At 66.9% G+C, this 19,809-nt stretch carries 23 protein-coding genes; 15 read left to right on the forward strand and 8 right to left on the reverse strand.

Features of this window, described 5'->3' with window-relative positions; translation table 11 throughout:
• Positions 1–42 precede the first annotated feature (42 nt).
• The 11 genes from LOK44_RS15365 to fbaA all read left to right on the forward strand — a co-directional run bounded on the left by LOK44_RS15365 (position 43) and on the right by fbaA (position 10,424).
• Positions 43–786, forward strand: a complete 744-nt coding sequence (locus tag LOK44_RS15365) for a GntR family transcriptional regulator (protein ID WP_237570912.1) — start codon at positions 43–45, stop codon at positions 784–786.
• Between the two features lie 87 nt (positions 787–873).
• Complete coding sequence (gene lerK, locus LOK44_RS15370; protein WP_237570913.1) at positions 874–2,589, forward strand: L-erythrulose 1-kinase; 1,716 nt, start codon at positions 874–876, stop codon at positions 2,587–2,589.
• Positions 2,590–2,616: 27 nt separating this feature from the next.
• Positions 2,617–3,075, forward strand: coding sequence for a ribose-5-phosphate isomerase (locus LOK44_RS15375; protein ID WP_237570914.1), 459 nt, complete (start codon positions 2,617–2,619; stop codon positions 3,073–3,075).
• Complete coding sequence (locus tag LOK44_RS15380) at positions 3,068–3,859, forward strand: triose-phosphate isomerase (protein WP_308192750.1); 792 nt, start codon at positions 3,068–3,070, stop codon at positions 3,857–3,859. The genes LOK44_RS15375 and LOK44_RS15380 overlap by 8 nt, the downstream gene beginning before the upstream one ends.
• A 160-nt stretch (positions 3,860–4,019) precedes the next feature.
• Positions 4,020–5,018, forward strand: coding sequence for a substrate-binding domain-containing protein (locus tag LOK44_RS15385; protein ID WP_237570915.1), 999 nt, complete (start codon positions 4,020–4,022; stop codon positions 5,016–5,018).
• Between the two features lie 68 nt (positions 5,019–5,086).
• On the forward strand, positions 5,087–6,034 hold the full coding sequence (locus LOK44_RS15390; RefSeq protein WP_237570916.1) for an ABC transporter permease: 948 nt from the start codon (positions 5,087–5,089) through the stop codon (positions 6,032–6,034).
• The gene (locus LOK44_RS15395; RefSeq protein ID WP_237570917.1) at positions 6,031–6,825 is read left to right on the forward strand and encodes an ATP-binding cassette domain-containing protein; all 795 of its coding nucleotides are present in this window, start codon (positions 6,031–6,033) and stop codon (positions 6,823–6,825) included. The genes LOK44_RS15390 and LOK44_RS15395 overlap by 4 nt, the downstream gene beginning before the upstream one ends.
• 10 nt (positions 6,826–6,835) lie before the next feature.
• Complete coding sequence (locus tag LOK44_RS15400) at positions 6,836–7,735, forward strand: PfkB family carbohydrate kinase (protein ID WP_237570918.1); 900 nt, start codon at positions 6,836–6,838, stop codon at positions 7,733–7,735.
• Complete coding sequence (locus LOK44_RS15405) at positions 7,732–8,382, forward strand: nucleoside/nucleotide kinase family protein (protein WP_237570919.1); 651 nt, start codon at positions 7,732–7,734, stop codon at positions 8,380–8,382. Before LOK44_RS15400 ends, LOK44_RS15405 begins: the two co-directional genes overlap by 4 nt.
• Positions 8,383–8,387: 5 nt before the next feature.
• Positions 8,388–9,377, forward strand: a complete 990-nt coding sequence (locus LOK44_RS15410) for a LacI family DNA-binding transcriptional regulator (RefSeq protein ID WP_237571190.1) — start codon at positions 8,388–8,390, stop codon at positions 9,375–9,377.
• A gap of 24 nt (positions 9,378–9,401) precedes the next feature.
• Positions 9,402–10,424, forward strand: a complete 1,023-nt coding sequence (gene fbaA, locus LOK44_RS15415; RefSeq protein ID WP_237570920.1) for a class II fructose-bisphosphate aldolase — start codon at positions 9,402–9,404, stop codon at positions 10,422–10,424.
• Between the two features lie 25 nt (positions 10,425–10,449).
• On the opposite strand, the gene LOK44_RS15420 is transcribed toward fbaA, so the two are convergent.
• Together LOK44_RS15420 and LOK44_RS15425 are read right to left on the reverse strand one after the other, a co-directional pair.
• The gene (locus LOK44_RS15420) at positions 10,450–10,731 is read right to left on the reverse strand and encodes a DUF4873 domain-containing protein (RefSeq protein WP_237570921.1); all 282 of its coding nucleotides are present in this window, start codon (positions 10,729–10,731) and stop codon (positions 10,450–10,452) included.
• On the reverse strand, positions 10,728–11,630 hold the full coding sequence (locus LOK44_RS15425; protein WP_237570922.1) for an AurF N-oxygenase family protein: 903 nt from the start codon (positions 11,628–11,630) through the stop codon (positions 10,728–10,730). Before LOK44_RS15425 ends, LOK44_RS15420 begins: the two co-directional genes overlap by 4 nt.
• A gap of 116 nt (positions 11,631–11,746) precedes the next feature.
• Between LOK44_RS15425 and LOK44_RS15430 the strand changes: the two genes are divergently transcribed.
• Both LOK44_RS15430 and LOK44_RS15435 read left to right on the forward strand, forming a co-directional pair.
• Positions 11,747–13,006, forward strand: a complete 1,260-nt coding sequence (locus LOK44_RS15430) for a helix-turn-helix domain-containing protein (RefSeq protein ID WP_237570923.1) — start codon at positions 11,747–11,749, stop codon at positions 13,004–13,006.
• Positions 13,003–13,671 (forward strand): NADPH-dependent F420 reductase, encoded by a 669-nt coding sequence (locus tag LOK44_RS15435; RefSeq protein WP_237570924.1) that lies wholly within the window; start codon positions 13,003–13,005, stop codon positions 13,669–13,671. The genes LOK44_RS15430 and LOK44_RS15435 overlap by 4 nt, the downstream gene beginning before the upstream one ends.
• A 17-nt stretch (positions 13,672–13,688) precedes the next feature.
• Here LOK44_RS15435 and LOK44_RS15440 read toward each other — a convergent pair whose 3' ends face one another.
• Positions 13,689–13,919, reverse strand: a complete 231-nt coding sequence (locus LOK44_RS15440; protein ID WP_237570925.1) for a hypothetical protein — start codon at positions 13,917–13,919, stop codon at positions 13,689–13,691.
• 223 nt (positions 13,920–14,142) lie between these two features.
• Between LOK44_RS15440 and LOK44_RS15445 the strand changes: the two genes are divergently transcribed.
• Positions 14,143–14,544, forward strand: a complete 402-nt coding sequence (locus tag LOK44_RS15445; protein ID WP_237570926.1) for a type II toxin-antitoxin system VapC family toxin — start codon at positions 14,143–14,145, stop codon at positions 14,542–14,544.
• Between the two features lie 117 nt (positions 14,545–14,661).
• On the opposite strand, the gene LOK44_RS15450 is transcribed toward LOK44_RS15445, so the two are convergent.
• Positions 14,662–15,093: a pyridoxamine 5'-phosphate oxidase family protein gene (locus tag LOK44_RS15450; RefSeq protein ID WP_372481255.1), complete on the reverse strand. Its 432-nt coding sequence runs from the start codon at positions 15,091–15,093 to the stop codon at positions 14,662–14,664.
• Positions 15,094–15,226: 133 nt separating this feature from the next.
• On the opposite strand from LOK44_RS15450, the gene LOK44_RS15455 reads away from it, so the two are divergent.
• Positions 15,227–15,964: an SDR family NAD(P)-dependent oxidoreductase gene (locus LOK44_RS15455; RefSeq protein WP_237570928.1), complete on the forward strand. Its 738-nt coding sequence runs from the start codon at positions 15,227–15,229 to the stop codon at positions 15,962–15,964.
• Positions 15,965–15,971: 7 nt separating this feature from the next.
• Here the strand turns inward: LOK44_RS15455 and LOK44_RS15460 are convergent, their stop codons facing one another.
• The 4 genes from LOK44_RS15460 to LOK44_RS15475 all read right to left on the reverse strand — a co-directional run bounded on the left by LOK44_RS15460 (position 15,972) and on the right by LOK44_RS15475 (position 19,793).
• Positions 15,972–16,874: a CPBP family intramembrane glutamic endopeptidase gene (locus tag LOK44_RS15460; RefSeq protein ID WP_237570929.1), complete on the reverse strand. Its 903-nt coding sequence runs from the start codon at positions 16,872–16,874 to the stop codon at positions 15,972–15,974.
• A 119-nt stretch (positions 16,875–16,993) separates the two neighbouring features.
• A complete protein-coding gene (locus tag LOK44_RS15465) occupies positions 16,994–18,598 on the reverse strand; it encodes an alkaline phosphatase D family protein (protein ID WP_237570930.1) in 1,605 nt (534 codons plus the stop codon).
• A gap of 107 nt (positions 18,599–18,705) precedes the next feature.
• Positions 18,706–19,239 carry a DoxX family protein gene (locus LOK44_RS15470; protein ID WP_237570931.1) on the reverse strand — a complete coding sequence of 178 codons (534 nt, stop codon included), beginning with the start codon at positions 19,237–19,239 and terminating at the stop codon, positions 18,706–18,708.
• Positions 19,240–19,292: 53 nt separating this feature from the next.
• Entirely contained in the window at positions 19,293–19,793 is a 501-nt protein-coding gene (locus LOK44_RS15475) for an Lrp/AsnC family transcriptional regulator (RefSeq protein ID WP_163920085.1), read from the reverse strand.
• Positions 19,794–19,809 lie beyond the last annotated feature (16 nt).

The raw sequence follows: 19,809 nt of genomic DNA on the forward strand, positions 1-19,809 counted from the left end.
TCGTGGGGCGGTGACGCCGCTGGGGTTTCGGAAAGGTCTGCAGTGGGAGCCCATGAGAACGCGTTGCCGTCGCGCAACACGCTCGTCGACCAGGTCTACGAGCGGCTGATGGAACTGCTTCTCGACGGCACCCTCCGCTCCGGCGATCCGATCAGCATCGACGGGACGGCGCGTCACCTCGGCGTATCCCCCACGCCGGTCCGCGAGGCACTGGCTCGCCTGGAATCCACCGGCAACGTCATTCGGGTGGCCATGCGTGGGTACCGCGTGCCGGAGGTGCCGGGCGCCAAGGAGATGTCAGACATCATGGACGCCCGCCTGCTCATCGAGCCCCGGTTGGCAGAACTGGCCTGTGCCAGGGCCGATGCCGAGTTGCTGGGTGCGCTCGAGGAGGCGATCGAGGAGCAGGAGCGGGCACCGCACACTGCCGATGCCGCGGCGATCACGAAGTATCACCGTCCAGACGAACGCTTCCACCGCTTGATCGCAGAGCACGCGGACAACGGCGCGTTGCTGCGGGCGTACGACGCGCTGGGCGGCCACGGGCAACGCTTCCGGCTCTTCGTCGGCGTGGGCGTTCAGGACTCCGATCATGCGATCGCCGAGCACCGCGAGCTGCTTGCGGCGTTCAAGCGAGGCTACGGCCCAGAGGTCTACCGCATCATGCACGCACACATCACCGGCGTGAAGGAGCGCGCGCTGGCCGAGCGCGCCCGCGCCGAGGCCTCGAGTGGATTCTCCGACACTCGTGGCAGCGATGACGGCGACGCCAACCCTCCCGAATGAGTGCCCGAATCCTATACGATTTATTCGACAACCGGACCGCGAGACCGGGCCTCGTAGGCTGACTGGCGCATCCCCAAGGACGGAACAATGACGTACCTCCTCAACTCCCCCGACGACTTCGCGGCCGAGGCCGTTCACGGTCTCGTCGCCTCCCACCGCGACCTCCTGGTCGAGGTGCCCGGTGGTGTGGCGCGAGCGACGCAGACGCCACAGGGCCAGCCCGCACTCGTCATCGGCGGCGGTTCAGGCCACTATCCGGCCTTTGCCGGATGGGTTGGTCCCGGCATGGGGCACGGTGCCCCATGCGGCAAGGTCTTCTCGTCGCCGGCTGCGTCCGAGGTGTATTCGGTAGTGCGCAACGCCGAGAACGGTGGCGGCGTCATCCTGGGTTTCGGCAACTACGCGGGGGACGTACTGCACTTCGGCCTGGCTGCCGAGAAGTTGCGTCACGAGGGAATCGACGTGCGGATCGTCACCGTGAGTGACGACATCGCGTCCAACACTCCGGAGAACCACCGCGACCGTAGGGGCGTCGCAGGCGACTTGCCGGTGTTCAAGATTGCGGGCGCGGCCATAGAAGCCGGCGCAGACCTCGACGAGGCCGAGCGCGTGGCGTGGAAGGCCAACGACGCGACCCGCTCGTTCGGCTTGGCCTTCAACGGATGCACATTGCCCGGGGCCCACGAGCCGCTGTTCCACGTCGAGAAGGGGCAGATGGGAGTAGGGCTTGGCATTCACGGCGAACCCGGCGTCCGCGACGACCGCATCGGCAGCGCTGCCGAGACCGCCGATCTGCTGCTCGATCAACTGCTGACTGAGGAGCCGCCGCGCGGAGAGAACGGGTATGACGGCCGGGTGGCCGTCATCCTGAACGGACTCGGCACGGTGAAGTACGAAGAACTCTTCGTCGTCTACGGGCGTATCGCCGAACGCCTCGAGCAGAAGGGGCTTACCGCCGTGCGTCCGGAGGTAGGTGAGTACGTCACGAGCCTCGACATGGCGGGACTGTCGCTCACCCTGGTATTCCTCGATGACGAACTCGAGAAGCTTTGGCTTGCACCGGTGGAGACGCCTGCGTACCGCCGCGGGGCGATGCCGGACGTGAACCGAACTCCCCGCACCGGCATCTGGGACGCAGCCGAGGTGGAAATACCGCAGTCCAGCGAGGAGTCGAAAGCCTGCGCGCAGACCATCGCCGCAGTTCTGGAGACGTTCCAGCGCGTGTGCGCCGACAACGAGGCCGAACTCGGCCGCCTCGACGCGGTCGCCGGCGACGGCGATCATGGTCAGGGCATGTCGTTCGGTTCCCGTGGTGCGGCCCGAGCAGCCCGGGCCGCGGTGGATCAGGGTGCCGGCGCCCGCACCACGCTCCTTCTCGCCGGTCAAGCCTGGGCCGACGCGGCCGGGGGCACCTCGGGAGCGTTGTGGGGCGCGGCGCTGACAAGCGCAGGTGGTGCCTACTCCGACACCGAGAACGCCGATGACCGAAACGTCGTCGATGCAATCGGCGCCGGGATCGAAGCCGTCATCCGTCTCGGCGGCGCGAAACCTGGTGACAAGACGATGGTCGACGCCGCCCTGCCCTTCCGGAGCGCATTGGCGGAGGCCTTCGAGACGGAAGCAGGGCCAGCCATCACCGCCGCGGCACGCGTGGCCCGCGAAGCCGCCCTCGGAACGGCGGACATCACGGCGCGGTTGGGCCGCGCTCGGGTACTCGGTGAGAAGAGCGTCGGCACGCCGGACCCTGGCGCACTCTCGTTCTCGATGCTGATGGCGGCTCTCGGCGAGCACCTGACCCGATGAACGAAGACCATTGAAAAGGAGTGCAGCATGGCATTGCGGATCGTAATCGGCGGCGACAAAGCGGGATTCAACTACAAGCAGGCGCTGCGCAAGGACCTCGAGTCCGACGATCGGGTGGAGATCGTGGAGGACGTCGGTGTCGGGGACCCCCAGGACGACACGTCCTACCCGAACGTCGCAATCGCGGCCGCGGAGAGAATCGCCAAGGGCGAGGCAGACCGTGCGCTGCTGATCTGCGGCACCGGGCTGGGCGTCGCCATCGCGGCGAACAAGGTCAAGGGAATTCGAGCCGTCACGGCCCACGATTCGTACTCCGTGCAGCGCTCAGTGCTGTCGAACAACGCGCAGGTGCTGTGCATGGGGGAGCGAGTCGTGGGGCTGGAGTTGGCGCGAGTCCTGGTCAAGGAATGGCTCGGCGTGCAGTTCGACCCGCAGTCCTCCTCGGCGGCCAAGGTCGACGACATCTGCGCGTACGAGAGTGACTGATACCGGAACGAACGATTCGGGCCTGCTGTGGGTGGGCACGAGTTGGAAGATGAACAAGGGCATCGGCGAGGCCCGGTCCTACGCCCGCGCTTTGGCCGACTACGTCGGTCAGGCCGACCTCTCCGGAGTGCAGCCCTTCATCATCCCGTCGTTCACCGCGCTGGCCGCTACTCGCGATGAACTCGGCGACGATTCGCCTGTACTACTCGGGGCGCAGAACGCGCACTGGGAGGACGAGGGACCCTGGACCGGCGAGGTGTCCGTTGCGCAGGTGAAGGACGCCGGCGCGCAGCTGGTCGAGATTGGTCATTCCGAGCGTCGCGAGCACTTCGCAGAGACCGTGGCGACGACCCGGCTGAAGGTGGCGGCCGTCCTTGCCCACGGGCTCGTGCCACTGCTGTGCATCGGCGAGAGCGCCGACGTCAAGGATGCCGGTGAGTCCTCGCGGTTCATCATGGAACAGGCGGCCGGCGCGCTCGACGGCCTCACCGCTGAGCAGATGGGGCGCGTCCTCATCGCCTATGAGCCCATCTGGGCTATCGGCGAGAGTGGGCGTCCCGCCACAGTCGAGGAGCTACGGGAGCCGTTCGACGCCCTGGGGCGTGAGTACGGCGGCAGGACGAGGGGTTTGCTCTACGGTGGCTCGGTCGGTCTCGACAACGCCGAGGACCTGCTTGGCATCGACGAGGTAACCGGTTTGTTCATCGGCCGGGCGGCGTGGCGGCTGGCCGGATACTTACGACTCTTGGAGATAGCCGCAGCTCACCAAGAGGCGATCGGCTGAAGTACGCCGCCGAACCGTGCCGGGGGTGGCGATCCTCAACGCGTCGATCCTCGCCGTAACGAAATATCGCGAAAGCGCATGCGCAAGCGCTTGCGCTGCCCTTAGGGTCCCAGGGAGCACGCGGCGCGGCCGGCGTCGCATCCGGGACAAGGGAGTCCAGATGTTCGGAAAGCGCAACAGAAGCACGCTCGCCGTCGGGGCGGTTCTCACCGCGGGTTCGCTGATTCTCGGCCTGACCGGCTGCGGCGGCTCTGATTCGGACGGCGTCAAGGTCGGCCTGATCACCAAGACCGATTCCAACCCGTTCTTCGTAAAGTTGCGTGAGGCCGCCCAGGCGCAGGCCGACAAGGACGGCGCCGAATTGATTTCACTCGCGGGTGCGTTCGACGGCGACAACGAGGGGCAGGTCGCGGCCATCGAGAACATGGTCGGCCAGGGAGTCAAGGGCATCCTGATCACGCCGAACTCCTCCACCGGCGTGCTCGACGCCATCAAGAAGGCACGCGACGCGGGCGTCGTCGTCATCGCCCTCGACACCGCGACCGATCCCGAAGACGCCGTCGATGCCACGTACGCCACCGACAACAAGGCCGCGGGCGTCGCCCAAGGCAAGTGGGTCAAGGCTGCGCTGGGCAACAAGGCGCCCCAGGTCGTCATGCTGGACGGTACGCCCGGTGGCACCGTCGACACGTTCCGTCACGACGGATTCCTGGAGGGCTTCGGCATCACGAACGACTCGCCGGAGATCGTCGCCCAGGAGAACACCAACGGCGACCAGACCAAGGCGCAGACCGCGATGGAGAACATCCTCCAGCGTGCCCCGGGCATCAACGCGCTCTACACCATCAACGAGCCGGCGGCTGCCGGTGCGTACCAGGCGATTCAGTCCGCCAACCGCGTCGCCGAGATCACCATCGGGTCGATCGACGGCAGCTGCACGGGTATCGCCGACGTGAAGTCCGGCAAGATCGGCGCCACGGTGCTGCAGTTCCCGGCGAAGATGGCCGAGCAGGGAGTGCAGGCCGTGGTCGAGTTCGCCAAGAACGGCACCAAGCCCAGTGGCTTCAACGACACCGGCTCGCAGCTCGTCACCGACAAGCCAATGCCCGGAGTCGAGTCGCAGGACACCGCCTGGGGCGAACAGAACTGCTGGGGCTGAGCCGGCACATGACCACCGGCGCTCCTGCGACGGCACCATCGACGGCAAAGCCATCGGTATCGAGCCGGATGAACGTAGGGAACCTCCTGCGTGAACCGCTGCTCGGTCCGCTGGTGGCGCTGGTCATCGCCATCGTCATCTTCAGCTCGGTCTCGAATTCGTTCCTGAACCCGCAGAACGTGTCGCTGATCCTCCAGCAGTCGGTGGTCGTCGGCATTCTCGCCGTGGGTCAGACGTTGATCATCCTGACCTCCGGCATCGACCTCTCGATTGGCGCAGTCGCCGTCTTCGGCACGATCGTGATGGCGCAGAGTGCCGGGGCGAACGGTCCGTTCATGGCCCTCGGGTCGACGCTGCTGGTGTGCGTGGTCTTCGGTGCCATCAACGGCGGCCTCGTCACGGCGCTGCGACTGCCGCCGTTCATCGTCACGCTGGGCACGTTCACCGCGATTCAGGCGGCCACCCGCCTGCTCGCAGGGTCCGAGACCTACCGGGTGGAGCCCGGACTTCTCACGTTCCTCGGCACGTCGTTCCGCATCGGGTCGTTCTCGACCACGTACGGCGTGGTCGCGATGCTGCTGGTCTACCTGGTGATGTGGTACGCGCTGTCCCAAACTGCCTGGGGTAAACACGTTTACGCAGTAGGTGGCAACCCGCAGGCATCGGACCTGTCGGGCATCAAGTCTCAGCGCGTGTTGTTCTCCGTCTACATCACCACGGGTGTGATTGCGGCCATCGCCGCGTGGGCCGCTCTCGGTCGTATCCCCAACGCCGATCCGAACGCGTACCAGAACGCCAACCTCGAGTCGATCACCGCCGTGGTCATCGGCGGGACGAGTCTGTTCGGTGGCCGCGGCGGTGTTGGCGGAACACTGGTCGGCACCTTGATCGTCGGCGTCCTGAGGAACGGTCTCACCCAGGCCGGCGTCGACAACCTCTATCAGAACATCGCGACGGGGGTCCTCGTGATCGTCGCCGTGGCCGTGGATCAGTTCGCACGCAGGAGATCACAGTGACGACCCCGACGAGCGGCACACCCGTGCTCGAGGCGCGCGGGCTCGTCAAGAAGTACGGCAACGTGACGGCTATCAACGGCGCCGACTTCGAACTTCGCGAAGGCGAGGTCCTCGCGGTCATCGGAGACAACGGCGCAGGCAAGACCAGTCTCATCAAGGCCTTGGCGGGCGCGCTGGTTCCGGACTCGGGGGAGATCCTGATGAACGGAACGCCCATGTCGTTCAGGAACACCCGAGACGCCAGGGCCGCCGGTATCGAGACGGTCTATCAGGACCTTGCCGTCGTGGCGGCTCTCGACATCGCGTCGAATCTGTATCTCGGACGCGAGGTGCGGCGAAAGGGCGTCGCGGGCAGTCTGTTCCGCCGTCTCGACATGCCGCGAATGCGCGACGAGGCGTCACAGCACCTCGCGGACCTGAAGATCGGCATCAAGTCGGTGACTCAAGCCGTCGAGACCCTGTCCGGCGGCCAGCGTCAGGGTGTCGCGGTGGCGCGGGCCGCCGCGTTCGGCCGCGGTGTCATCATCATGGACGAGCCGACGGCCGCGCTCGGCGTGCGGGAATCGGGACAGGTCATCGACCTCATCAAGTCCATCCGTGACCGCGGCATTCCCGTGGTGCTCATCAGCCACGACATGCCGCACGTCTTCGAGGTAGCCGACCGGATCCACATTCACCGGCTCGGCCAACGCGCCGGCGTCGTCGATCCGAAGACGCGTTCGATGTCGGAAGTGGTTGCGCTCATGACCGGTGCAGAGGAGCCCACCGATGAGGAACGCGCCGGTCTCTGAGGAGGCCCCGGTGGGGGTCTTCGTCGGGTTGGCGACTCTCGACGTGATCCATCGCATCGCGAAACCGCCTGCGGCCAACGAGAAGATCACGGCGGCCGCTCAGTTCGTCGCGGCCGGCGGACCGGCGGCGAACGCAGCCGTCACCTTCGCGGCGCTGGGCGGCGACGCGACCCTCGTCACCGCGCTCGGCGACGAACCGGTGGCCGACCTCATCCGAGCCGATCTCGCCGCCTACGGCGTGACCGTCGTCGATGCGTCTGCGGGCAGCCGCCGAGCGGTACCCGTCTCCACGGTGTCGGTGCTCGAATCCACGGGTGAACGATCAGTGGTCTCGCTGGATGCCGTCAACTCCGATGCCCCGGCGCCGGAAGGCCTCGACGACCTCGTGGCGCGCGCCGACGTGGTGCTCGTCGACGGTCACCACCCGCTGATCGCCCGGGCCGCCGCGGCGAGTGCCTCGGCGCGGCGCACCACACTCGTCGTCGACGCCGGCCGGTGGAAGTCGGTGATGACCGACCTCGTGGTCCATGCCACGGATGTCGTGTGCTCCAGCGACTTCCGGGTACCAGGCACGAGTGACTCGGAATCCACCGCAGCGGCGCTGGTCGGCAGCGGTGTGCGCACCGTCGTCACCACCCATGGCGGTGATCCCGTGCACTGGTGGTCGGAGGGCGAGTCCGGATCGGTGCCCGTGGAGCCGGTGACGGTGGTCGACACCCTGGGCGCGGGAGATGCCTATCACGGCGCGTACGCGTACTTCTCGACCGGGATCGGTACCGGTGTCGCAGACCGCGTCGACCGCTCTTCGCGTGTGGCGGCACTGCGATGTTCGGTGGTCGGACCGCGGGCATGGCTGCGCGAACTGTCCACCGAATTACACACTGAACTGACCCGGAAGCGAGAACGGTGAGCACCGAGCGTGACGTGCAGGACGCCACACTGGACCAACTGGTCGAGTCGGCCAGGGCGCTCGTCGTCCGCGGGGAGCGTCGCATCCTCGGTCTCACCGGTGCTCCGGGTGCCGGAAAGTCCACCGTCGCGGAGCAACTCGTCGCCGCGCTCGGTTCGGACGTGGCCGTGCTCGTTCCCATGGACGGCTTCCACCTCGCCAACGAAGTGTTGATCGACCTCGGGCGCCGAGAACGCAAGGGTGCGCACGACACGTTCGACGACGGCGGATACGCACGGCTGATCGAGACCCTGCGGGCGCAGCGTCTCGGCGACCCGGTCGTGTATGCGCCCAGGTTCCGGCGCGAGATCGAGGAGTCGATCGGCTCGTCGATACCCGTCCCGGCCACGGTGCCGCTCGTCGTCACCGAAGGCAACTACCTGCTGCTGGATTCCGATGCGTGGCCCGCGGCGCGGTCCTACATCGACGAGGTGTGGTTCCTGGCTCCCGACACCGACGTTCGCCATTCACGGCTGCTCCGCCGACACGAGGCCTACGGAAAGTCCCCGGAGGACGCGGCTTCCTGGGCGCTCGGGCCCGACGAACGCAATGCCCAGATGATCGAGTCGACCGCCGGTCGAGCGGACCGCATCGTGCGACTCCGGTGACCACGATGGGCGACGTCGCCCGCATCGCCGGCGTCTCGGCGTCCACGGTGTCGCACGTGCTCAACGGCACGCGCAAGGTCGACTCCCACACGCGCCTGCGCGTCGAGGCGGCGATCGAGGAGACCGGATACCGCCGCAACGTGGTGGCACGATCACTGGCCGCCGGGCGCACGAACACCATCGGGCTCTCGATCGCCGCCCTGACCAATCCCTACTTCGGGAGCCTGGTGCACGCCGTGGAGCGGGCGTTGTCGGACGCGGGTTACGTGCTGATCGTCGGCGATTCGCACGACGACGTCGTGTCGGAGAAACGCGTCACCGATTCGCTCTTGGACCGGCAGGTCGACGGAATGATCGTGGCGCCCGCGGCAGGGTCGGAGCGAGTCACCCTGCCCGGCATCATCCGCAGCGGAACGCCTCTGGTTCTGATCGACCGTGGTGTCGACCTCGGCTGCGATCAGGTCGGTCCGGAAAACGTCTCGTCGGCTCGGTCGTTGACCGAGCACCTGCTCGACCTCGGACATCGCCGGATCGCCGTCGTACGGGGCCTGGCCGGCATCTCCTCGACCACCGAGCGATTCGAGGGCTACGCCACGGCGCTCGCCGATCGATGCATCGCCGTCGACGCCGGCCTGGTCCTCGAGGGCAACTCCAACACCGACGTCGCTGAGCGCGAAGTACACGCCTTGATGTCGAAGAGCGACCGGCCCACTGCGCTCGTGTCGCTGAACAATGCCATGACGATCGGAACGCTCAAGGCACTCCGCACGCTCGGCCTGTCGATTCCGGCCGACGTTGCGTTCGTCTGTTACGACGACTTCGAATGGTCGGACCTCTTCGAGCCCAAGCTCACGGCAGCAGCGCAGGACGTGGAGACGATCGGCGCCACGGCGGCCGACCTGCTCCTGCGCCGCATCCGCGGACACGAGGCAGAACCGCAACGCATCAGCGTGCCCACCACGTTCCACCATCGCAATTCGTGCGGATGCACGTGACCCTCACCGATAGGACTTCCGACGATGCCGATTGCCGATCCCGACCAGTACGTTGCGATGCTCGATCGCGCCAAGGAGGGCGGGTTCGCATATCCGGCCATCAACGTGACGAGTTCGCAGACGCTCAACGCGGCGCTGCAGGGATTCGCCGAGGCCGACAGTGATGGCATCGTCCAGGTGTCGCTTGGAACGGCTCTCTATCTGTCCGGCAACGCGATTCAGAACCGGTTCGTGGGTTCGAAGGCACTCGCGCTGTACGCCCACGAGGTCGCATCGCAGTACCCGGTCACCGTGGCCCTGCATACCGACCACTGTCCCGTCGAGAACCTCGACGACTGGGTCCGGCCGTTGATCGCCGATTCCATAGAACGTCGCAGCCGCGGACTGGGCCCGCTCTATCAGTCGCACATGTGGGATGGATCCGCGGTTCCGCTCGCCGACAACCTCCGCGTAGCAGCGGAATTGCTGGATGCGTCGGTGCGGGCCAACACGCTCCTGGAGATCGAGGTCGGCGTGATCGGCGGCGAGGAGGACGGCGTGTCGCACGAGATCAACGAACAGCTGTACTCCACGGTCGACGATGCACGCGCCACGATCCAGGCGCTGGGAACGGGGGAGCGGGGCCGGTACTTGACCGCACTGACCTTCGGCAACGTCCACGGCGTCTACCGTCCGGACTCGGTCCATCTACGCCCAGAGATCCTGGCGGACATCCAAACCGTCGTCGGGCGCGAGACTGGCAAGGACAAGCCGTTCGACCTCGTCTTCCACGGTGGATCGGGATCAAGCGCAGAGGACATCGCGTCTGCCGTGGCGAGCGGCGTCGTGAAGATGAACGTCGACACCGACACCCAGTACGCATTCACCCGGTCCATCGCAGGCCACATGCTCGCGAAGTACGAACAGGTGCTCAAGGTCGATGGCGGGTACGGCAACAAGAAGGCCTACGACCCGCGGTCGTGGGGCAAGCCGGCCGAGCACGCCATGGCGGCGCGAGTCGTCGAAGCCGCGCAGATGTTGGGATCGGCCGGACGGGCGATGAGCTAGGGCTTCACGACGAATTCGAGCACGCTCAGCGCCAGAACGGTGGGCGGCCCGTTCCGCTGATCATGAGGTCACCGGCGGCAGTTCGTTCGACGAGACGTGCGGCGTCGTCCCGATCCCCGACGCACAGCACGGCGGGTCGGCCTGCAGTGACCTGCGCGGGAGCGTCGCGAACGGTCCCCTGCCAGTGGTAGTGGCCGTCGAACGGATTCATGTACCCGGTGAGACGGATTCGGACGGGATGGCGCTCGTCGCCGACCACCAAACTGGCCGGCCCCGCGTAGACGCGATCGTCGTGGGCGGCGGTCACAGGAAGTGGTTCTTCGCCCACATGCGGCGCGCGACCGGCCCCATGAGGCCGACCTCGCGAAGGAACGCCTCCAGCGGCTCGAACCCCGCACGCAGCGTGGCGTGGAAGTGTGGGTTCGCGCGCGCCTGACGCTGCGCCTCGGCACCGTCGAGACCGATGCGGTCGTACAGGGCGCGGCGGGTGAAGTGGCCGAAGTACAGCGACGCCCCGAGGCCGTGCAGGTTGGACAAGGCCAGTCGAGTGCGCCGCGACAACGTGCCGACGTCGCGGCGAATGCCGTCGCGGGCGAACTGGATGTGGCGGGCCTCCTCGGTGACGTGGATGCGCATCACCCGTCGTACGAGCGGCTGGATGTCGTCGCCGTCGTCGAGGATCTGGCGCTGCACCGCGTCGAAGAGCTCTTCGCCGACCAGCGCGCCGATCCAGAGCATGGGCCCCCGGAAGATCATCGCCATCGCATTGACCCTGCGGGCGCCACGCTTGGTGGGCCAGAACGGCTCGACTCCCACCCGCTCGATGGCCTTGCCGAACATCAACATGTGGCGCGCCTCGTCGCCCAGCTCGGTGAGTTCGTAGAACGTGCTGTGGGACGTCGGCGACGAATGCATCATCGCGCGCAACAGGGACTGGTTGAGCATGTTCTCGAACCAGATCCCCATGGAGATGTAGTTGGCGAACTCCTGCCTGGAGAGATCCAGGCGTTGCTGGTCGGTCATCCGTTCCCACAGCGGCGTGCCGTAGAGGCTCAGCATGTGCGGAGGGAGAAAGTACAGGCCCTCGGGTAGCGGTGCGTCCCAGTCGATGTCGACGACGGGCTCGTAGGACTTCTTGGCCGAACCCTTGAGCAGGCGTAGGGCGAAGTCTTCCCGCTCGGGTGCGGTGGGCGTGGCGGAACTCATGATGACCATCATTGCGTCGTTTCCGGACAGTTTCTCGCCTCCTACGGCCAGAGCATCGGGCCTGTGTTGCCCTCATCGGACAGCCAGGCGTCAGGGCGCCGCCTACCATCCGAGGTATGGCCAACGTCCCGCCTGCGCCGACGAGGACACCCGAACTGCCTGCGGAGACCCTCGAGGCCATGCGGGCGGGACTGCCGGGTCTGGCCGACCGCATGGTGGAGGCGGTAATCGCCGAGGTGCCGACCTTCGCTGTCGCCGCGCAGGAGTCATGGCGGCCGGTCTTCTACGCGTCGGCCGACCAACTGCTGACCGCGCTGGTCGAACAACTGCGGGGTGCGGCCGACCCCGAGAGGTCGACGACGTCGATGCAGGAGGTGCTGGACACGGCCTATCGTTTCGGCCGGCGCGAAGCCCGGCAGGGCCGGCCGACGGAGGTGCAGCTCGCCGCCTACCGGATCGGCGCTCGCGAGATCTGGCGTGAGTGGTCTGCGCTGGCTGTCCTGCACGGAGTGGGTGGCGGCGAGGTGAGCGTCTTCGCCGAGATGTCCTTCGCCTACCTCGACCGGTTCTCGGCGGCGGGCGTGGCCGGCCATGCCGACGAGATGGCGCGATTGGGATTGGCACGGGAACGCCATCGCGAGCGTCTCGTACGCGCGCTCCTGCGCGAGGTATCGCCCGAGGAGTTGAATCTCGCTGCCGAGGCGGCGTCGTGGACTCCACCGCAGACGCTGACCGCAGTGGCGCTGCCACTTCGGCACCACGAGCGCGGCGGGATGATCAATACCGATCCGCGCACTCTCGAGGTGCCCGATGACGCAGTCGAGCTGCCCCCAACGGCCATCCGACTTTTCCTGATCCCGGACGTCGGCGGGAAGGCCAGAGCGCCCTTCCTCGCGTCGATCGGCAAGACGGGTGCGGTGGTGGGGCCGGCACGGCCGTGGTCGTCCGCGCGGTCCTCGGTGACTCGCGTCATGCGGGCGGTCGAGCTTCGCGCACCACAGTTCACCGCGCTGCTCGACACCGACGAGATGCTCGCGGAGCTGGTCGTGACGGCCGACGCCGAGGCACTCGTCGACCTTCGGGCCCGCGCCTTGGCGCCATTGGCGGCGATACCGACCACCACCCGCGAACGGCTCACCGACACGCTGCGGTCATGGCTGCTCCATCACGGCCGGCGCGATGACATCGCCGCGGACCTCTACGTCTCGCCGTCGACGGTGCGCTATCGGCTGCGCCAGTTGCGCGAACTCTTCGGGGATCGGTTGCACGACCCGAGTTCGATTGCGGAACTCACCGTTGCGCTGGCGTGCGGAATAGGGCCCGCGCGGCGGACGTTGCGGCCCGGTGACGACCCACCACACGGAGGCGATGCATGAAGATCGGAATCATCGGGGCGGGCCAGATCGGCGGCACGCTGACGCGTCGGCTCCGCGAACTGGGCCACGACGTCAACGTGTCGAACTCCCGCGCTCCGGAAACGCTGGCAGATCTCGCCCAGGAAACGGGTGCGACCGCAGTGTGGGCGAAGGACGCCGCGTCGGATGCCGATCTCGTGATCGTCAGCATCCCGCAGAAGAACGTCCCGGATCTCGCGGACGGAATCGTCGAGTCCCGCAAGCCGGGCGCGCCCGTCATCGAGACCAACAACTACTACCCGCAGCAGCGCGACGGTGAGATCTCGGCGATCGAAGACGGTCAGGTCGAGAGTGCGTGGGTGTCGGACCAGATCGGTGCACCGGTGTACAAGGTGTTCAACGGGATCTGGTGGAAGCACCTGCTCGAAAGCGGCAAGCCCAGCGGCACTGCGAAGCGCATCGCACTCCCGATCGCCGGCGAGGATGGACCTGGCCGAAACTTGGTGCACGACATCGTGGATCAGCTCGGTTTCGATCCCGTTGACGCCGGCCTCATCTCCGAGTCATGGCGTCAGCAGCCCGGTACACCGGTGTACGGCAAGGACTTCGACGCGGCCGACACTAAGCGTGCGCTTGCCGAGGCGACGCCCGAGCGCACCTCGGAGTGGAGCGCACGTACGGCGTGATCTCGTGGGCCTAGTGGTCACTTCCTCTTGACCTCAGGGGCTGTTCCCGGATCGGCTCCGCCGTTGGACGCCACGGACTCGACGTCGATGCCCTTGCACTCCTCGGCGTGCGCCTTGTTGAAGGCGGGGTTGAAGGCGCAGTTCACCTGCAGGCCCGGGTTGTGCCCGATGCCAGAGTCAGTGGAATCGGCCCAGCCGTGTGGCACGCCGAAGAACAGCACGCCGACTGCGGCTGCCGGTGCGATCACGATGGTGGCGAGGATGGCGCGGCTGCAATTCGTTTGGACTACAGGGTGATTGAGTTTTCGCGATTGATTGGTCATGTTCTCTTCGTACCGCCGTGAGCGGACGGCGCGACCTCACTCATAGGCAATGCATAGGTGTGAGTGGCGGGGGACGTCTGGGACTTCCCTACCAGTCATGAGTTCACCATGAAGACGAAGTGGACCCATTCCATGCCAAGCTTCGGGGATGACAATCTTCGTCATCGACGCACCGGCGGCCATCGACCTCGCCGCGAGCGACGCGTCCATCCCACCGGAGCACGGCCTCGCGGCGCCGACACTGCTGCGCTCACAAGCGCTCACCCTCGTCTACGGTTCCGTCCGCCGTGGCGAGATCGACGACCGAACCGGCCGCAAGCTTCTCGACGGCATCCGTGGGCTGCGGATCCGACTCCTTGGCGACCGGGTACTGCAGGACCGCGCATGGCGGATCGCCGCCGAACTCGACTGGCCGGACACCTACCGGGCCGAGTACATCGCGCTGACCCAGTTGCAGGCCGACGCGCTGGCCACCGCAGACGCCGAACTCGCCACGGCCGCCCGCGCGTTCGTCGAAACCGTCTCCCCGGCCGACATCCTGCGGGCGTAGTGCGGCGTAGCCCTACTGCGCCGAACTGGAGCGTCACGTCGTGATTTCGCGTCGTGAACGACGTGACTCTCCAGTTCGGCGGGGAACCTCACGATTGGGCGAACGTTCGACGAGCCGCTACAGATCGCCGGAGTAGTCCGCGCTGATCCAGCGGTCGGGTCGGATGGTGAACAGCACGTTGGTCACGTCGCGGGTGGCTTCGAGGAAGGCGTGACCGCCCTCCTCGCCGAGATACCGGACGGCGATGGCCTCGCGTGCGTCGTGAGGCGAGGGGGCTGTGGCGTCCACGACGGTGCCCTCCACGATGACGTACTGATACGGCGGTTCTTCGCGCTGAACCACCAGCGTCACGGCCCCGGCCTTCTCGATCAGTCGCGCCTTGCGCGACGCCGCGCCCGTGTTGATCCGGATGTGCCCGTCGGGGGTGTAGTCGTACCAAATCGGGACGCTCGCGGGCGGTCGTCCATCGTCGGTGGCCACCGACAGCACGCCGACGTGCTTGGCTTCGAGGAACTGCTGCCGCTCTTCGTCCGTGAACGCTCTCATGATCGGAGCCAACGCGGGGCGTTACGGAGGCTATTCCGAGACTCGAGGCGCGCTGATGGCACCGAGCGCGTATTCCCCGCGATGGGGGTATAGCTCAGGCCTGCCTGTGCGGTCGGGGCTGCACTGAGATGGGTGCATGACGAAAGACGACAGCCCCATCGCCCTCATCACCGGAGCCAATGCGGGTATCGGCCTGCACATGGCTCGACAACTCGCTCGCGCCGGCGTCCACGTACTGCTGGGTTCCCGAGACCAGGCGCGCGGATCCGCGGCCGTGGCGGAGCTGGCCGGAGAGGGACTCGACGCAGAGTTGCTCATCCTCGACGTCACCGATGATCGCACCATCGCTGCCGCTGCCGGTTACGTCGGCGAAACCCATGGGCGGGTGGACATCCTCGTCAACAACGCCGCGATCGTCGGCGACGGGATGCCGGCGTCACAGGTGAGTCGGGAAGCCATGCTGCGGACGTTCGACACCAACGCGGCCGGCGTCATCGCGGTCACCAATGCATTCCTGCCGCTGCTGCGTGCCTCGGAGCGCCCGCGGATCCTCAACGTGTCGAGCGAGCTGGGATCGACCCGCCTGGTCAATGACCCGGAGTGGCAGTACACGTCGGTGGCGTCGGCCGCATACCAGGCATCCAAGAGCGCGCTGGACATGCTGACGGTGCTCTACGCCAAGGAGCTGGCTTCCGAGCGGATTCCCGTGCTTTCCGTGAGCCCCGGCTACCGAGCCACCGGGCTCAGTGGCCAACCGACACCCGGCGCCGGTGACCCCGCCGAAGGCGCAGCCGCCATCGTCGCCGTCGCACTCGCCCCTGAATCGCCCACCGGCCAGTTCATCGACGATGCGGGCGAGGTGGTCGCCTGGTGATGGGCTCCTACCTCTCCACGGGCTGGGGTGTCGGCTCCCGGCCGTAGCCGAGCCTGCCGCGCGTGCCCAGGAGCACGACGGCAGAGGTGATCACGGTCAGCGTCGTCATCGCCAACATCGCCCGCTCGGCATCCAGTGACGGGAACACGTCGGCCCAGAGGATCGACGCGAAGTTGTTCACGCTGACGTGCATCAGCATGGCGATCGGCAAGCTCTCGCCCGTGCGGTTGAACACCCAGGACAGCACGACGCTGAAGGCGACGCAGAACGCGAGGAACACCAGCGGCCGCGACCAGTGGGCGTTCGGCCAGCCGCCCCAGTCCGTGAGGAACAAGGGCAGATGCCAGACACCCCAGAGCGGGCCGAGGACGAAAACAGCTCGCAGCGGACCCATCTGGCTCTGTAGCCGCGGAAGCGCGAAGTCGCGCCAACCGGGTTCCTCGCCGATCCCGGTCGTGAGCATCTGAAGGACCAGGCCCGGCAGGTAAGCGGCCAAGGCAAGCAACGACGGCGCCCGCACGTCGCCGCCGGAGAACGCGGCACCGGCGACCAACATGGCCGCGGGAACTCCGAGTAATGCCAACGCGTACCAACGTCGGGCGACACGCCACCGTCCGAGTCGGTCGAACCAGCGTCGTAACCCTGGACGTCCGTCTGCGAGCGCCGTGACCACGAATGCCGACGTGATCGGGCCGAGGTAGAGCCCAGGAAGCAATCCGGCTATCTGTGCGGTGCCCAGGATCTCCGGGAATCGGTAGTCCCACACGCCGAGTCCGTTCGACGACAGGATGTAAGGCGTCCAGGCTAGCCAGCTCAACGTGCTCGCCATGACGAAGAAGGTGACCAGTGGATGGCTCCGGACGAAGCCCAGGGACGTAGGTGTCGCCGGATCGGTGTCGAGCCCGGTCATGGTGTCCTCTCGCCGACGATGCGCCCGGCCGCGGGCGCCAGTACGACGCCTGTCAGCCTCTCCGGCATCGTACGGAAGAGCGAGGGCAGTCCTCGACGACGCAGTAGTGCCGCAACCGGCTAGGACGGCGGCAACTGCTTGGCGTACAACGACTTCCCGGACGCATCGCACAGGTCGACCGTCATCACTGCCGAATCCGCGTTGATGGAGACTTGCCCGAAGTGTTGGAATCCTTGGGCGGGGGAGGTGTCCTTCTCCTCCGGCGCGTGAACGAACTCGTAGCGTGCGCCGAAGGTGCCGTCGAGCGGACTCTGCGGGAACGCCCCCGCGTTCAAGGGGCCGGAGACGAATTCCCAAAACGGCGAGAAGTCGGTGAAGCCGGCCTGGTCGGGGTGGTATGAGATCGCCGCGGTGTAGTGCACGTCGGCCGTGAGGTACACGACGTTGCGCACCTCCTTGGTCTCGGACAGGATGCGCGAGAACGCGATCTCCCGGCCCAGTGGCCGCCCGTTCTCGCCTTGCGCGACGGCCTCCATGGACTTCGGACCGTTGGATGGATCGGTGGACGCGTCCGGTACGACGATGCTGATCGGTAGGTCGTTGGCCACCACCTTCCAGACCGCCGTCGACTTCTTCAAGCCGTCGATGAGCCACTGCGTTTGGGCTCGCCCCAGCACCCCGGCGTCGTCGGACTGAGCCCACGCTCGAGGGTTTGGGTTCTTGTAAGAGCGCATGTCGAGGACGAAGACGTCGAGCAGCGGACCGTAGGAGATCTTGCGATGCAGCCGGCCGTCGACGGCTTCGGACGGCTCGATGGGTTGCCATTCCCGCCACGCCTGATACGCGTAGCCGGCGAGTTCGTCGACGTCGGTCTTCGTGTACCCCTTGCGGTTCTGTCCTGCGAGCGACTCGCCGGGGAACCAGTTGTTCACGACTTCGTGGTCATCCCACTGAATCAGTTGTGGGACCGTGGCGTTGAAGCGACGATAGTGCTCGTCGGTGAGGTTGTAGGCGTAGTTGCCGCGGAAGTCGTCGAGGGTTTCGGCTACGTGGGCCTTGGCCGGCGCCGTGACGTTGGCGTAGGTGGCGCCGTCGTTCTGCTTCTGGGTCTCGGGCACCGGGCCATCGGCGTAGATGGCGTCCCCTGAGTGGATGAAGAAGTCCGGTCGACGGTCCGCCATGGCGCCGAAGATCGACATCCCTCCCTGGCGATTGATGCCCCAGCCCTGACCGACCACGTCGCCGGACCAGACGAACGTGACGTCCCGAGGTTGCGTCGGGACGGTGTTGAAGACGCCGACCGCGGGCTCGGACGTGGCACCGTCCTCAGCCTCCAGGGTGACCCGGTAGTGCACCGTCTGCCCCGGCTCCAGGCCGGTGATCCGCATCCGCCCGGTTCCGTCGGTCGCCGGGGTCAGAGCAGGCCCGCTGATCCTGTTCGGATTCGAGAACGATTCGGTGGCAGACGTTTCGACGATCATGCGGGCGGGGGAGTCGGAGCGTGCCCACACCAGCGCGCCGTCGGCCCGGGGATCACCGGTGGCGACACCGTGCGTCAGGCGAGGGCGGCTGGCGATCAAGCCGGTGCTGGTCGGCGACGCGCCGGTGCCCGAGGTGCCGCAGGCTTGCAGGGCCGCGGCCGCGGGGACGAGCAATGCGCCGGCCAGGGACGCTCGCAGAATGGTGCGGCGCGGCATCGTCGGTCGGTGATCGGGAGGAGCCATCGCGCCAGCATGCGGCGTCCGGACGACGCGACGGTGAACGCCGAGGAGGGAACGTGCCACCGGCGGGTGTCGCGCGCGCCAACGGTTCGCGCCGCCGACGGTGGTCGCTACATCAGCGCTCTGAGGAGCAGGACGCCAGCGGCGGCGACCACGCCGGTCAGGATGCTGGCGACAGCCCACGTCGCACCGTCGCGCTGCCACGGGCGGCCGTGATCCAATGCGAGTACTCCCGCTCCGGTGCAAGCGATTACGGCTGCTGCCGTCGCGTAGAGCAACGCCGTCTGATATCCGGTTGGACCGAACAGCCCGCCCGGCCAGGTCACGTACATGGCGTTGATCATGACCCCGACGACGATGGAACACGCCAGGGGCGTGAACAACCCCAGTAGCAGCAGGAGCCCGCCCACCGTTTCGAGCGTGCCGGCCACTGCCGCGAAGAAAACGCCTGGGCTGTAGCCGATCTGCTCGAACATCGAACCGGTCTCCGCCAGGCCTTGTCCGCCGAACCAGCCGAACAGCTTCTGTAGACCGACTGCCGCCAGTAGTCCGCCGAAGACGACGCGCAGGAGTAGGAGTCCGACGTCGGCCGCCGAGAGGCGACCGGGAGTTCCCGTGGTGATTCTCGAATCGGTGATGTTCATGAATCGACACGGTAGAACCTGAAGAGGACTTCAGGTCAAGAGGTCACTTCGCGCTACGGCTTCGGCGTCGAGCGGCCCCACCCAGCGTCGCGCGTGGCTTCCTCCAGTAGCGGGATGACCCGGTAGGGCAACGGGGTGGTCAGCGCCAGCGTGGTGCTCGAGTGCACCACACCGGGGATCGCGAGGATGTGCACCACCAATTCCTGGAGTTCGGCCTGTGTGGCAGTGGCGACTCGCACCAGGAGGTCCTCGCGGCCCGTGGTCGCGTGCACCTCGAGCACCTGCGGAATACGGGCCAATCCGCTCACCACCGAGGCCATCCCGACCTGGTTGATCTCCAGCGCGACGAATGCCTGCACGGCAAGCCCCGCCTCGGCCAGATCGACGCGCGGCTGGTAGCCGGTCAGCACTCCGGACTCCTCCAACCGGCGCACGCGTGACTGCACGGTGTTCCGCGATATCCCCAGTGCCGAGGACAGTTCCACGACTCCGGTACGTGCGTCGTCGGACAACTTGCGGAGGATCTCCAGGTCGAGACGGTCCAAGCTGGTCATTCTTCTCACCTTAGGG

The organism is Mycolicibacterium lacusdiani (genome assembly GCF_021916785.1).
Classification (GTDB): Bacteria; Actinomycetota; Actinomycetes; order Mycobacteriales; family Mycobacteriaceae; genus Mycobacterium; species Mycobacterium lacusdiani.